The sequence below is a fragment of the Streptomyces sp. NPDC091271 genome, from assembly GCF_044757505.1.
In the GTDB taxonomy this organism is placed as follows: domain Bacteria; phylum Actinomycetota; class Actinomycetes; order Streptomycetales; family Streptomycetaceae; genus Streptomyces.
In genome coordinates, this window is the sequence record NZ_JBIVVD010000006.1 from 564907 (window position 1) to 578691 (window position 13785).

Sequence of the window (13785 nt, forward strand, 5' to 3'; positions counted from 1 at the left end):
GGGGGGGTGGGGTGGTGGGGGGGGGGGGGGGGGGGGGGGGCGTGGGGGGGGGGGGGGGCCCCCCCCGGGGGGGGGGGCGGGGGGGGGGGGGGCGGGCCCCCCCCCCCCCCCCCCCACGGCCCTGGCGATCCTGCCCGCGGCCGCGGCCGTCGTGCTGCTCGTCGCGGTCGCCCAGGGGCGCATCGCCCCGGGCGTGTGGTCCACGGTCAGCTGGACGGTGGCGGCCTGTGCCGTCGTGGTCCTGCTGGTCGCCGCGGCGGTCGCCGTCGCGGTGGCGCGCGCCAGGCCGGCGGTCAGCCCGACCGTGCCTCTCACCGAGGCGGCGGCCCCCGATCTCTACCGGCTGGTCAGGGACCTCGCCGACCGGCTCGACGTCCCGGCGCCGTCGGCCATAGAGCTGACCCCCGACTGCGACAGCTGGCTGGAGGACCGTACGCACCCCGCCGCACAGCCGAAGGGGCCGGCGGGGTCCCGGCGTGGCCGCCGGGTCCCGGCGGCGCCCGTGCTGGTGATCGGCTCCCCCTTCCTGTGGTGGATGAGGGTGGCCGAGCTCCGGGCGGTTCTCGCCCCGGTCGTCGCGGGCACCGGGCCGTCCGCCCACCCCGACATAGCCGCCGCCCGCCGTTTCGTCCGCGGCCTGGACGCCGCGGTCGCGGACGCCGCCGTGCCGGGGCAAGGGCGCGTACGCAGGATTCCCGCGGCCTTCGTGGGGTGGATCGCCAGGGTGCTGCTGCGCGGCTGTCGCGGTCACGCGGCGGAGATGGAGCGCTGCGTCGCCGCCGCCGCGTCGGGCCGCGCCCAGGAGGTGGACTACGGGCTGCGGATCGTCGCCCAGGAGCAGGTGGGCCTGGCCTACGCGGGCTGGGACCGGCTGCTGACCCGGGTCGCGCTGCCCGCCTGGCGGATGGGGCGCTGGCCCTCCCGGCTCGACGCCGGTGTCGTCTCCGCGCTCACCGAGCTCTCCCGGCGCGACCGGCTGGCGGAGGGCTTCACCTCCCGGCTGGGGGAGCGCCCCGCCTGCGATCTCATCGAGGAGCCCGGTGCGGCCGACGAGGCGGCCTCCCTGCTGGCCGCCCGGCTCTTCCACGGAGGGCCGGCCGAGCCCGGGCCGGGCTGGTCCCCGGTCGACTGGCAGCAGTATCCGGAAGAGGTCGTGGACCGGAAATGGCGCACGGAGGCAGCCCGTCTGCACCGGGTGCTCGACGCCATGGGAGTGGCCACCAGCGTCTCCGTGGGGGCCCCGGACGCGGCGGCCCACGGCTCGGCGGTGCCCACGCTGGCGCGTGTGATCGACCACCTCGCCACACCGGGCGCGGACAGCGCGGCTCTCGCGGCCGGGATCGGCGCCGCGGTCGCCCGCGACGAGGAGAAGGCGGCCCCGCGCCCCAGGACCGGTGGGACCAGCTCCCCGGCCGACGGCACGCAGGCCGGCGCGGACACCGGCCCCCTCGACCTCTGGGGGCCCGTCCCGCTCCCGCTCTTCCCCCTCCAGCCGCCGCGTACGGGCACGGAGCTGCTCGCCGACCACGTCGTGGCGATGGTCTGCTGCGCCGCCGTGGACACCGCGGGGGCGGCGCCCGGCCTCGACTGGCTCGACGGCCCCGCGCTGCTGGTAGACGGCGGCCGCAGGTCCGACCTCGGCGCCCCCGTCTCCAGCCTCGTCGAGGACGGGGACGCGGAGCCGCTGCTCTCCTGGCTCACATCGGTAGGGGTGCGCACCGACAAACCCGTACGCCTGGGCTGAGAGGTGCGCCGGGACCGACGGGCAGCCCGAGTTGAACGGCCGACCGTCCACTTAGGTGGCGAAATGCCCCAAGTATCCCCCCGATACCCGGAAGATCGGGCTCCGGTCACGTCAATTCGCGACGAACGGTAACGGAGCGCGTGCGTAATGTGATGTGCTGGGGGACGGCGCCGGGGACCCGGCGCGGCAGATGTGTCGGGGGACGAGGGAGGGGTGCGGGATGGGGGCGGAGCAGATCCGGCGATGGGAATCCGGTGCCCTCGCGCATGCCGTGAGCGACCCCTTCGGCCAGGGACCGCTGCCCTGGCTGCGAGGCAGCGAGAACTACTTCGACGACACCGGCCAGGTCGTCCCCTGGTACGCCGACCCCGAGCTCGGCCGCGGCGGTAGCGACGGCGGCACGCGGACGGCCGACGACGTGCACCAGCAGATCAAGGGGTTCGTGTCCCCCGGCGCCGCGGCGCCCGGCGAGGCGATCGACTTCCACATCACGGTGGACCCGCCCCAGCAGTTCTCCGTCGACGTCTACCGCATCGGGCACTACGCGGGCGACGGCGCCGCCAAGATCACCACCAGTCCGCGTCTCTCCGGCATCGTCCAGCCGGCTCCGCTGGCCGCCGAGCGGACGGTCTCCTGCCACCACTGGTGGCTCTCCTGGCGGCTGCAGATCCCCAGCTACTGGTCGGTCGGGGCGTACGTCGCCGTGCTCACCACCGCCGACGGCCACCGCTCGCACGTCCCCTTCACGGTCCGCGACGACCACCCCGCGGACCTGCTGCTCCTGCTCCCGGACGTCACCTGGCAGGCCTACAACCTCTATCCGGAGGACGGCCGCACCGGCGCGAGCCTGTACCACGCGTGGGACGAGCAGGGCCGGCTGCTGGGCGAGGAGGACGCCGCCGTCACCATCTCCTTCGACCGCCCCTACGCGGGCGCCGGGCTGCCTCTGCACGTCGGCCACGCCTACGACTTCATCCGCTGGGCCGAGCGTTACGGCTACGACCTCGCGTACGCCGACGCCCGCGACCTGCACGCCGGACGTGTGGACCCCAGCCGCTACCGGGGCCTGGTCTTCCCCGGCCACGACGAGTACTGGTCGGTGCCGATGCGCCGCACCGCCGAGCTGGCCAGGGACACCGGCACCTCGCTCGTCTTCCTCTCGGCCAACACCATGTACTGGCAGGTCGGCCTCGGCCCGTCCCCCTCCGGTGTCCCCGACCGCCTGCTCACCTGCCGCAAGCGCCGCGGCCCGGGGAAGCCCGCGCTGTGGCGTGAGGTCGACCGCCCGGAACAACAGCTGCTCGGCATCCAGTACGCGGGCCGGGTCCCCGATCCGCACCCGCTGGTCGTGCGGAACGCGAGCCACTGGCTCTGGGAGGCCACCGGCGCGGCCGAGGGCGACGAGATCGACGGGCTGGTCGCCGGCGAGGCCGACCGCTACTTCCCGCGTACGGCGCTGCCCGAGCACGAGAGCCGCATGCTGCTCGCGCATTCCCCGTACGCCGACGGTGACGGGGCCACCCGGCACCAGGAGACCTCGCTGTACCGCGCCCCGTCGGGTGCGCTCGTCTTCGCCTCGGGCACCTTCGCCTGGTCCCCGGCCCTGGACCGCCCGGGCCACGTCGACTCCCGTATCCAGCGGGCCACGGCCAACCTGCTCGACCGGATCTGCAAGCGGGACTGAGAAGCGGAACCCGCCCGCAGCCCGCCCCACGAGCTCCTGCGCCGGCCCCTCCGCGGCCCCGCCCTGTCCACGGGGCGACCCCTGGCGGCGTGACTCCCCGGCATGCGGGACAATCGGAACGACTCCTGGATCAACCTACGCGGAGGCAGCGTGTCCGGTTTCGTAGAAAAGCCCGAGCCCGTGCAGGTGCCGGGGCTCACCCACCTGCACACCGGCAAGGTGCGCGACCTGTACCGGAACGAGGCGGGTGACCTCGTGATGGTCGCCAGTGACCGTATGTCCGCGTACGACTGGGTCCTGCCCACCGAGATCCCGGACAAGGGCCGTGTGCTCACCCAGCTGTCGCTGTGGTGGTTCGACCAGCTCGCCGATCTCGTCCCCAACCATGTGCTGTCGACGGAGCTTCCGCCCGGCGCCCCCGCCGACTGGGCCGGACGGACCCTGATCTGCCGCTCGCTGCGGATGGTCCCGGTCGAGTGCGTGGCGCGTGGCTATCTGACGGGCTCCGGTCTGACGGAGTACGACGCCACCCGGACCGTCTGCGGTCTCGGTCTGCCCGAGGGACTGGTCGACGGCTCCGAGCTCCCGGGGCCGATCTTCACCCCGGCCACGAAGGCCGCGGTCGGCGATCACGACGAGAACGTGTCGTACGAGGAGGTCGCCCGCGAGGTCGGCCCCGAGACGGCGGCCGTGCTGCGCCGGACGACGCTGGACGTCTACGGCCGCGCCCGGGACATCGCCCGTGAGCGCGGGATCATCCTCGCCGACACGAAGTTCGAGTTCGGCTTCGCGCCGACCGCGGACGGCGGCGAGGAGCTGATTCTCGCGGACGAGGTGCTGACGCCCGACTCGTCCCGTTTCTGGCCGGCCGAGAGCTGGGAGCCGGGCAAGGCGCAGCCTTCGTACGACAAGCAGTTCGTGCGTGACTGGCTGACCTCACCGGCCTCCGGCTGGGACCGCCACGGCGAGCAGCCGCCCCCGCCGCTGCCGCAGGAGATCGTCGACGCGACCCGGGCCAAGTACATCGACGCGTACGAGCTCCTGACCGGCACGAGCTGGCCGGCCCAGGGGATGTGACAGCAGAAGGCCCCGGTCATGGTGACCGGGGCCTTCTTGTGTGGAGCGGACGACCAGGTTCGAACTGGCGACCTCAACCTTGGCAAGGTTGCGCTCTACCAACTGAGCTACGTCCGCATGCGCCGAAGCGCGGTGCCTACTATACCCAACCTCTCTGCCGTGCGAGACGCACGGCCGCATGACGGTTCTCCGCACCGAGTTTGGAGACGGCCGCCGACAGGTAGTTGCGCACGGTGCCCTGCGACAGCGACGCCCGCTCCGCGATCTCCGCGACCGGCGCGCCGTCCGCCGCCAGTTCGAGCACCTCCGCCTCCCTCGCGGTCAGGGGGGAGTCCCCGGCGGCGATCGCGTCGGCTGCCAACTCCGGGTCCACATAACGGTTTCCGTCGTGCACCGTGCGGATTATCTCGGCCAGCCGCCGGGCGCTGACCGTCTTCGGGACGAATGCCCGGACGCCCGCCTCCAGAGCACGTTTCAGGTGTCCGGGCCGGCCGTGACTCGTCACGATCATGGTTCTGCAACCGGGCAGCCCGGTCCGCAGCGATGTGGCGACCTTCACACCGTCGGCGCCCGGCATCTCCAGGTCCAGGACCGCCACATCGGGCCGGTGGGCCATCGCCATGGCGAGCGCCTCCGGCCCGGTCGCCGCCTCGGCGACCAGGACGATGTCGTCCTCCAATGCGAGGAGGGCGGCCAGCGCGCCCCGGATCAGGTGCTCGTCGTCGGCGAGCAGGACACGGACGGGGCCCGGTGCGGGTGTCATCTCTTCTCCAGCGGGGAGGGTGCGGTGTTCCGTGGCGAGGGCAGCGGGACAGCCGCGGTCAGATGGAACCGTCCGTCGCCCGTCGGCCCCGCCTCCAGCGAACCGCCGACCGCGGCCAGCCGTTCCCGGAGCCCGTGGAGCCCCGAGCCGCCCCCGGAGACGACGGCCTTGTCCGGTGTCACGCCGTCGTTCTCCACCACCAGACGGACCCCGTCCCGCGCGGTCTCCAGCCGGATGTCACACCGCTGCGGATCGCCGTGCCGCAGCACGTTGGTGGCCGCCTCGCGCACGGCCCAGCCGAGCGCCGACTGCACGGGGGAGGGGAGCTGCCCGCCGTCCCCGTGGACGGCGCACTCGATCCCCGCCGCCCGCAAGACCCCCTGGGCTCCGAGCAGTTCCGTACGGAGATCGGCCTCCCGGTATCCCCGTACGACGTCCCGGACCTCCTGCTGGGAGGCGCGGGCGATGCGCTGCACCTCGACCATCTGGTCCGTCGCGGCGGGCTTTCCGCGCTGCGCCAGCTCGACCGCGAGCTCGCTCTTCAGCGCGATCACCGCCAGGTTCCGGCCCAGCACGTCGTGCATGTCCCGCCCGAACCGCAGCCGCTCCTCGGCGACCGCCAGCCGGGTCTCGACGTCCTGGGCGTCACGGAGCTTCTGCATGATGCCGAGCGTCCAGGCGGAGAGACGCACGGTGGAGGAGATCAGCAGACCGCCGAAGCCCACCCCCACCAGGGTGGTCAGGGCGAAGGAGCCGGTGGCCCCGGCCAGCAGGGCACCGCCGCTCAAGCCGGCCGTCACCACCGCGATGCACGCACTGGACGCCCACACCGGGACGGCGAGGACGAACGGCGTCAGGAACGGCCATGCCACCGCTCCCAGAGCCACCTGTAGCTCGGGATACATCTCGGTGCCGGTGTATCCGCCGAGTGCCAGCAGGCTTGCCGCGTTCACGATGAACAGGACGGCTGCCAGGGCGATCGGCCGCCTTTCGACGCCCCCGCGGCCGAGGTAGGCGTCGAGGGCCCGGGAGACCAACGGCACCGAGCAGACGCCCTGCGCGATCACGGTCAGGACAGTGACGGCGATCAGGGCGGTGGGCGCGTCCGAGTGCCTGACCGGGCGCGTCACCGACAGGAGTGCCACGCACACGACCATCCCCCAGACCATGGAGTGCATGGTCCCGCGCGTGTAGAGATCGATCTTGTCGAAGCCCTCGCGCCGCTGCCAGCTGCGCACCTGTGTCCGTACCCACACGGTTTCGGCTCCCCCTGTTCCCCGTGGACCTCTCGCTCAAGACTTCCGCAGGACCACGGCCGCGAGCAGTGCGCATTGTCACCACTGCTCATGACAAACGTCATGCGCCGATAACCGGAAACGCCAAAGGCCCCGGTCGAAATCGACCGGGGCCTTTGAATCAAGAGCGGACGACCAGGTTCGAACTGGCGACCTCAACCTTGGCAAGGTTGCGCTCTACCAACTGAGCTACGTCCGCATTGCTGCCACTCGGCTTTCACCGGTGGAGCGCTCACTACTCTACCTGATCCACTCAGTGGTTCGGTAAGGCAGTGCAGAGCGGGTGACAGGAATTGCACACTGCGCCTTCCCCCTGGAAGGGGGATGTTCTACTACTGAACTACACCCGCACGCTGCGTCGGACCCGGCTCTTCGGCCTTGCCCTTCGGCGTGCTCCAGACTCTAGCCGACCTGCAGGGGTGTTGTGCAAGTCGGCTCCCCGAGGTGTCGCTCCGGGGTCCGGTGGACGCCGGAGCGGAATGGAGCATTCCGGGCGTCGCCTCAACTGGCCGCGTCGAACGCCTCGTAGACCTTCTTGGGGATCCGGCCGCGGGCCGGCACCTCCATCCGGTGCGAGCGGGCCCAGGCGCGTACGGCCGCGGGGTCCGGCGCGAGTGACGTGTGGTGGTACGACACCGGAGTCTTGCCGCGCTTGCCGGTATTTGTCTGCTTTCGGCCGGCCGCGACGTACGGGGCCAGCGACTTACGCAGTTTCTTTGCATTGGCGGGATTGAGGTCGATCTCGTACGACTTCCCGTCCAGGGCGAAGGTGACCGTTTCCGCCGCTTCTCCCCCGTCGATGTCGTCGGAGAGCGTAACCACGACGCGCTGAGCCACGGATATCGGTCCTTTCCTACGGCATCGGCGCGCTTGACATGCGCTGATGCCGGCCTTCCGGCGGCTGGGCGGATACGGATCGACGGCTGTCGACTGTTCCGGGGCAATCGTGCTTTCCCCGGTATTCATTTGTACAGCGGTGGGAGGCGCATTGTGAAGCCCGGCCAATTGCATCCGCGTGTTGCCGCCGTGCGTCCGCGTGCAATCAGGGTGAAGATTTTTTCCAGGATTTTCCCCGGCTGTTGTCGCCTCCGATATCTCGCCGTGATCGGGGGTGCTCGATATCTACCCGCGTAGAATTTTGGGCCAGGTACGCTGAGTGGACCCGCGGGGATCTGGGGAACCCCTCGGAGACACAGCCGCACCACACCACCGGGAGTGCCAGTGGCACGCGTCGTAGTCGACGTCATGCTCAAGCCGGAGATCCTCGACCCGCAGGGACAGGCTGTGCAGCGCGCACTGCCCCGTCTCGGCTTCGACGGAATCGCGGACGTTCGTCAGGGAAAGCGTTTCGAGCTCGAGGTCGAGGGGCCGGTCGACGATGCCGCCCTCGCCCGTATTAACGAGATGGCCGAGACCTTCCTCGCCAACACCGTCATCGAGGACTTCACCGTCAAGGTGGAGGAGGAGAAGTGACCACCCGTATCGGCGTCGTCACTTTTCCCGGCACGCTCGACGACCAGGACAGCCTGCGGGCCGTGCGGATCGCGGGTGGAGAACCCGTATCCCTCTGGCACCGTGACAAGGACCTCCACCAGGTCGACGCGGTCGTCCTGGCGGGCGGATTCAGTTACGGCGACTATCTGCGCGCCGGCGCCATCTCGCGTTTCTCGCCGGTGATGGAGACCGTCATCGAGCAGGCGAAGGCCGGCATGCCGGTCCTCGGTATCTGCAACGGGTTCCAGATCCTGACCGAGGCACACCTGCTGCCCGGCGCGATGCTGCGCAACAACCACCTCCACTTCATCTGCCGCGACCAGAAGCTGCGGGTGGAGAACGCGGGGACCGCCTGGACCACGGACTACTCGGCGGGCCAGGAGATCTCCGTACCGCTGAAGAACGTGGACGGCCGGTACACCGCCGACGAGCGCACGCTCGACGAGCTGGAGGCCGAGGGCCGCGTCGCCTTCCGTTACGCCGACGTCAACCCGAACGGCTCGCTGCGCGACATCGCCGGCATCACCAACGCCGCGGGCAACGTCGTCGGTCTGATGCCGCACCCGGAGCACGCCGTCGAGCCGCTGATCGGTACGGGTCGCACCGACGGTCTGGGTTTCTTCACCTCGATCATCAAGAAGCTGGTCAACGCATGAGCCTGGACACGGTCAAGCACGCGGCCGAAACCCCGGACGCCGGACAGCCCTGGAAGGAGCTCGGCCTCAAGGAGGACGAGTACGCCCGGATCCGCGAGATCCTGGGCCGCCGTCCCACCGGCGCCGAGCTCGCCATGTACTCCGTGATGTGGTCCGAGCACTGCTCGTACAAGAGCAGCAAGGTGCACCTCAAGCAGTTCGGCGAGAAGGTCCCCGCCAACGACGCGATGCTCGTCGGCATCGGCGAGAACGCCGGTGTGGTCGACGTCGGCCAGGGTTACGCGGTCACCTTCAAGGTCGAGTCGCACAACCACCCCTCGTACATCGAGCCCTACCAGGGTGCGGCCACCGGCGTCGGCGGCATCGTCCGCGACATCCTGGCCATGGGTGCCCGTCCGATCGCGGTCGTCGACCCGCTGCGCTTCGGCGCGGCCGACCACCCCGACACCCGCCGGGTGCTGCCGGGCATCGTCGCGGGCATCGGCGGCTACGGGAACTGCCTCGGCCTGCCGAACATCGGCGGCGAGGTCGTCTTCGACGCCTGCTACCAGGGCAACCCGCTCGTCAACGCCGGCTGCATCGGCGTGATGAAGCACGAGGACATCCACCTCGCCCAGGCCTCCGGTCCCGGCAACAAGGTGATCCTCTACGGCGCCCGCACCGGCGGCGACGGCATCGGCGGTGTCTCCGTGCTGGCCTCGGAGACCTTCGACGACACCAAGCCCACCAAGCGCCCCGCCGTCCAGGTCGGCGACCCGTTCCAGGAGAAGCTCCTCATCGAGTGCACCCTGGAGATCTTCAAGGAGAAGCTCGTCGCGGGCATCCAGGACCTCGGCGGCGCCGGGCTCTCCTGCGCCACGAGCGAGCTGGCCTCCGCGGGCTCCGGCGGGATGCGCGTCGAGCTGGACACCGTGCCGCTGCGCGACTCCTCCCTCTCGCCCGAGGAAATCCTCATGAGCGAGTCGCAGGAGCGCATGTGCGCGATCGTCGAGCCGCAGCACGTCGACCGCTTCATGGAGATCTGCGAGAAGTGGGACGTCATCGCCACCGTCATCGGTGAGGTGACCGAGGGCTCGCAGCTGGAGATCTTCTGGCACGGCGAGCAGATCGTGGACGTGCCCCCGCGGTCCGTGGCCCACGAGGGCCCGACGTACCAGCGCCCCTTCGCCCGCCCGTCCTGGCAGGACGCGCTGCAGGCCGACGACGCCGGGAAGCTGGCCCGTCCGGCGAACGGCGCGGAGCTTCGGGAGCAGGTGCTCAAGCTGGTGGGCTCCCCGAACCAGGCCTCCAAGTCCTGGATCACCGACCAGTACGACCGCTTCGTGCAGGGCAACACCGTGCTGGCGATGCCCGAGGACGCCGGCATGGTCCGGATCGACGAGAAGTCGAACCTGGGTGTGGCCATGGCGACCGACGGCAACGGCCGTTACGCCAAGCTCGACCCGTACACGGGCGCGCAGCTCGCGCTGGCCGAGTCCTACCGCAACGTCGCGGCGTCCGGCGCCAAGCCGCTCGCCATCTCCGACTGCCTGAACTTCGGTTCGCCCGAGGACCCGGACGTCATGTGGCAGTTCGCCGAGGCCACCCGTGGTCTCGCGGACGGCTGCCTGGAGCTGGGCACCCCGGTCACCGGCGGCAACGTCTCGCTGTACAACCAGACCGGTGAGACGGCGATCCACCCGACGCCGGTCGTGGCCGTCCTCGGTGTGATCGACGACGTCACCCGGCGTACGCCGGTCGCCTTCGCCGAAGAGGGCCAGCTGCTCTACCTCCTGGGCGACACCCGCGAGGAGTTCGGCGGCTCGGCCTGGTCCGAGGTCGTCCACCAGCACCTCGGCGGCATGCCGCCGAAGGTCGACCTGGGCCGCGAGAAGCTGCTCGGCGAGATCCTGATCTCGGCCTCCCGCGACGGCATGATCGACGCGGCGCACGACCTCTCCGACGGCGGTCTGATCCAGGCGGTCACCGAGTCCTGCCTGCGTGGCGGGAAGGGTGCCCGGCTGGTCGTCCCGGACGGTCTGGACGCGTTCACCTTCCTGTTCTCGGAGTCGGCCGGCCGCGCGGTCGTCTCGATCCCGCGCAGCGAGGAGCTCCGCTTCAACGACATGTGCGGGGCGCGGGGCCTGCCCGTGGCCCGGATCGGTGTCGTGGACGGCGAGGAGATCGAGATCCAGGGCGAGTTCAGCATTCCGCTGAGCGAGCTGCGCACCGCGCACGAGGGGACCCTGGAGGGTCTGTTCGCCTAGGTTCTGCCTGTACCGAAGCCCCCGTCCGGGTCGACCGGACGGGGGCTTCGGCATTCCTGCCGTACCTGTTGATTGAGATTACGTAATTACGTAAGGTGGAAGTCATGGAGCTCGAGGAGCGCGTCGCCGAACTGGAGCGCCGCCTCGCGGTGCTGGAGTCGGCTGCCGGGAGCGAGAAGCCGGAGCTGGGCGTCGGGGACTTCTGGGCGCTGGACGGGCTGAAGGAACAGCTCGGCCAGGTCGGGGACGCGGCGGCCGACGGCGGGGTGCTGTTCACGGGCGCGGTGAAGCTGCCGGCCGGCGAGCGGTACGAGTGGCAGTACGGCGCGCTCACCGTGGGGCTCCTGGGGAGCACGGACGAGGACCGCCCCGACTGGGCGGAAGCCGCCGAACCCCTGGCGGCGCTGGGCCATCCGGTCCGGCTGCGGCTGCTCCGCGAGATCCTCGGCGGCCGCCGCACGGCCGCCGAACTGGCCGAGCTCGACGACACGGGCACGACCGGCCAGATCTACCACCATCTGCGCCTGCTGACCGGCGCGGGCTGGCTGCACACGACGGGCCGCGGGCGTTACGAGGTGCCCGGGACCCGGGTGGTGCCACTGCTGGTGGTGCTCACGGCCGCCCGGCCGTGAGACCTGTACGCCGAGACCGAGGGGGACCTCATGTCCGCACGCAAGGCCGCTATGGTCACGTACCGCTGCTGCTGGCTCGTGTTCGTCGCGCTGGTGCTGGTCGGCCTCTTCGCCGAGCCGCTGGTGCCCTTCGGGCTGACCTTCGTGCCCGCGGCGGCCGCGATCCTCATCGGGCTCCTGATGGGCCGCCGCAGCGCCGATGACCTGGCGAAGGACCGGCCGGCCGTCGAGGTGGGGCCGCCGGTGACCGGGCGCTGGACCGCGGTCAACAGCCCGGCCGACAAGGTCCCCAGCCACGGCACCCACGGCTACGGGCAGACGTACGCGATCGATGTCGTCGCCGAACCGGAGGAGGGCGGCCGGCCCCCCTTCCGGTGGCTGTGGCCGGTCGCCCGGCCCAACCGCGACTTCCCCGCCTTCGACGCCCCCCTCGTCGCGGTGGCGGACGGCACGGTCGTGCACGCGAGCGACGGCCAGCGCGACCACCTCAGCCGGACCTCCGGCCCTGCCCTGGCGTATCTGATGCTGGTGGAGGCCTCCGTACGCGACATGACCGGTGCCCACAGGATCGTCGGCAACCACGTCGTGCTCGACCTCGGTGACGGGACGTACGCCGCGTACGCGCACATCCGGAACGGCTCCCTCCAGGTGAAGGCGGGGGACACCGTCCGGGAGGGGCAGGTGCTGGCCCGCTGCGGGAACTCCGGCAACTCGACCGAGCCGCATGTGCACTTCCAGCTCATGGACCACCCGGATCTCGATGTGGCGCGGGGCATCCCCTTCACCTGGCGGGGCGTCGGCGTACCGGCCAACGGCGAGGCGTTCACGGTCGAGGGGGCTGTCAGTACCGGCTGATAGCTTGCAGGCGTCACGTGTCGTTGCGGTACGGGGGGACGATCATGGACGGTACGAGCGCTGCCGGGCCCCCTGGGTCCGATGCGGAGCCGACCGGGCGCTGGCGCAGGGCTGCGAACGCGGTGTTCTGCGTGGTCGCCGTGGCGGGGATCGGCCTGAGCATCTGGGCCGTCGTGACGCAGGTGACCGACCTCCGCGCCCGCTCCGAGAGCCGGGAGCGCATCAAGGCGGGATGCGGTGGCCTTGTCGATCCGGACCGGGTGCTCGGGTTGAACGGTGGCACCGACCGAGTGGAGCTGTCCGACCGTCACCACGTCACCACCGCCCGGCGGATCAGTATCTGCCTCGTCCACCGGGTGGGTGAGCCGGGGACGACGTACGGGCACTTCGCCCTGAGTCTCACCATGTACCCGGCCAATCCGAACGCCGACGAGCGCCAGGTCGCCCTCGACGACGAGCCCTTCGAGCTCCGCCGTGGTGGCGTGGACGACCTCACGGCCGCGGCCGACAACGCGGTGCCGCACCCACTGGGCGACGGCACGCTCGGTGAGTACGAGAGCCACAAGGTGACGGCCCGGGGCCTGTGCGCGGACGGTGGCACGATCTCCTCCGTCGAGGCCTCGGCCGTCGCCAAGTACGCGAACCTCGTCACGCCCGAGGACCGCCGCACGCTTGCCCTACTGGCGCGGCAGGCAGTGGAGAGGGCTGCCGAGGAGCAGGGATGTTCGACCGAACTTCCCGCGCTGCCTGCAGAGTTCCCCGAGCCGACGTTCGCCCTCGCCCCGGCGGCAGGGGCCGGCGGCACGTGTGCCTGGTACAGGCGTCTCATAACCGCCGAGCGGCGTGGCTCGCTTCCCGACCGCGCACTTGCCGCGCCTGCCGGGAAGGCGAGCGCCGCCGACGCCTGCCTGCTGGCGCTCGGCGAGGACGAGACCCGGAGGATCTGGCCCGCTTACGAGAAGACTACGAAGAGGCCGCGGGACCTCGACATGGTGCTCTTGCACTCTCCCCTGTGGATGAGGACCGAGACCGTCGTCGGCGACGGCACCAGAGGAGTGCGGACCGGCCTGGCGGACCGGACCACTATCAGTCCCGGCACCGCGGGTACGGAAGAGCTCACCTGGTGGGCCTCCTCCGTCTGCGACGGCCGGCCCGCCCTGCACCTGATGCAGGTGTCCTATCCGTATGACCGAATAGTTCCGGACCGGCTGGAAACCCTGTTCCGGGCGTATGTCGACGACGCCACCGCGCGCCGCGGCTGCACGGACGTAGTCCGTCCCGACGCGGCGGACTTCGCGCGGAATTGAGTCCGGCGGTCCACGGGCCCGCTGTCGGACCC

General features: G+C 71.2%; 12 protein-coding genes and 3 tRNA genes. 9 read left to right on the forward strand and 6 right to left on the reverse strand.

Annotated features, from left to right (window positions below; all coding sequences use genetic code 11):
- Window positions 1–151 precede the first annotated feature (151 nt).
- The 3 genes from ACIQM3_RS26680 (at window position 152) to ACIQM3_RS26690 (ending at window position 4505) form a co-directional block, all read left to right on the forward strand.
- Window positions 152–1744 (forward strand): hypothetical protein, encoded by a 1593-nt coding sequence (locus ACIQM3_RS26680; protein WP_401628208.1) that lies wholly within the window; start codon window positions 152–154, stop codon window positions 1742–1744.
- A 220-nt stretch (window positions 1745–1964) separates the two neighbouring features.
- Window positions 1965–3428 carry a N,N-dimethylformamidase beta subunit family domain-containing protein gene (locus ACIQM3_RS26685; protein WP_401628211.1) on the forward strand — a complete coding sequence of 488 codons (1464 nt, stop codon included), beginning with the start codon at window positions 1965–1967 and terminating at the stop codon, window positions 3426–3428.
- A gap of 150 nt (window positions 3429–3578) precedes the next feature.
- The gene (locus ACIQM3_RS26690) at window positions 3579–4505 is read left to right on the forward strand and encodes a phosphoribosylaminoimidazolesuccinocarboxamide synthase (protein WP_401628214.1); all 927 of its coding nucleotides are present in this window, start codon (window positions 3579–3581) and stop codon (window positions 4503–4505) included.
- Window positions 4506–4546: 41 nt separating this feature from the next.
- Here ACIQM3_RS26690 and ACIQM3_RS26695 read toward each other — a convergent pair.
- The 6 genes from ACIQM3_RS26695 to ACIQM3_RS26720 all read right to left on the reverse strand — a co-directional run bounded on the left by ACIQM3_RS26695 (window position 4547) and on the right by ACIQM3_RS26720 (window position 7400).
- Window positions 4547–4622: transfer RNA gene (locus ACIQM3_RS26695), tRNA-Gly, on the reverse strand.
- Between the two features lie 22 nt (window positions 4623–4644).
- A complete protein-coding gene (locus ACIQM3_RS26700) occupies window positions 4645–5268 on the reverse strand; it encodes a response regulator (RefSeq protein WP_401628217.1) in 624 nt (207 codons plus the stop codon).
- Complete coding sequence (locus tag ACIQM3_RS26705; protein ID WP_401628220.1) at window positions 5265–6524, reverse strand: sensor histidine kinase; 1260 nt, start codon at window positions 6522–6524, stop codon at window positions 5265–5267. Before ACIQM3_RS26705 ends, ACIQM3_RS26700 begins: the two co-directional genes overlap by 4 nt.
- A 165-nt stretch (window positions 6525–6689) precedes the next feature.
- Window positions 6690–6762 (reverse strand) — tRNA-Gly (locus ACIQM3_RS26710).
- 79 nt (window positions 6763–6841) lie between these two features.
- Window positions 6842–6913 (reverse strand) — tRNA-Gly (locus tag ACIQM3_RS26715).
- 151 nt (window positions 6914–7064) lie between these two features.
- Window positions 7065–7400: an Lsr2 family protein gene (locus ACIQM3_RS26720; RefSeq protein WP_401628222.1), complete on the reverse strand. Its 336-nt coding sequence runs from the start codon at window positions 7398–7400 to the stop codon at window positions 7065–7067.
- A gap of 384 nt (window positions 7401–7784) precedes the next feature.
- Here ACIQM3_RS26720 and purS point away from each other — a divergent pair, with 384 nt between their 5' ends.
- The 6 genes from purS (at window position 7785) to ACIQM3_RS26750 (ending at window position 13753) form a co-directional block, all read left to right on the forward strand.
- Entirely contained in the window at window positions 7785–8036 is a 252-nt protein-coding gene (gene purS / locus ACIQM3_RS26725) for a phosphoribosylformylglycinamidine synthase subunit PurS (RefSeq protein ID WP_033296931.1), read from the forward strand.
- Window positions 8033–8713 (forward strand): phosphoribosylformylglycinamidine synthase subunit PurQ, encoded by a 681-nt coding sequence (gene purQ / locus ACIQM3_RS26730; protein WP_401628225.1) that lies wholly within the window; start codon window positions 8033–8035, stop codon window positions 8711–8713. The genes purS and purQ overlap by 4 nt, the downstream gene beginning before the upstream one ends.
- Window positions 8710–10959 (forward strand): phosphoribosylformylglycinamidine synthase subunit PurL, encoded by a 2250-nt coding sequence (gene purL / locus ACIQM3_RS26735; RefSeq protein ID WP_401628228.1) that lies wholly within the window; start codon window positions 8710–8712, stop codon window positions 10957–10959. Before purQ ends, purL begins: the two co-directional genes overlap by 4 nt.
- Window positions 10960–11063: 104 nt before the next feature.
- Entirely contained in the window at window positions 11064–11591 is a 528-nt protein-coding gene (locus ACIQM3_RS26740) for an ArsR/SmtB family transcription factor (protein ID WP_401628231.1), read from the forward strand.
- Between the two features lie 30 nt (window positions 11592–11621).
- Entirely contained in the window at window positions 11622–12446 is an 825-nt protein-coding gene (locus tag ACIQM3_RS26745) for a M23 family metallopeptidase (RefSeq protein WP_401628234.1), read from the forward strand.
- 44 nt (window positions 12447–12490) lie between these two features.
- On the forward strand, window positions 12491–13753 hold the full coding sequence (locus tag ACIQM3_RS26750; RefSeq protein ID WP_401628237.1) for a hypothetical protein: 1263 nt from the start codon (window positions 12491–12493) through the stop codon (window positions 13751–13753).
- Window positions 13754–13785 lie beyond the last annotated feature (32 nt).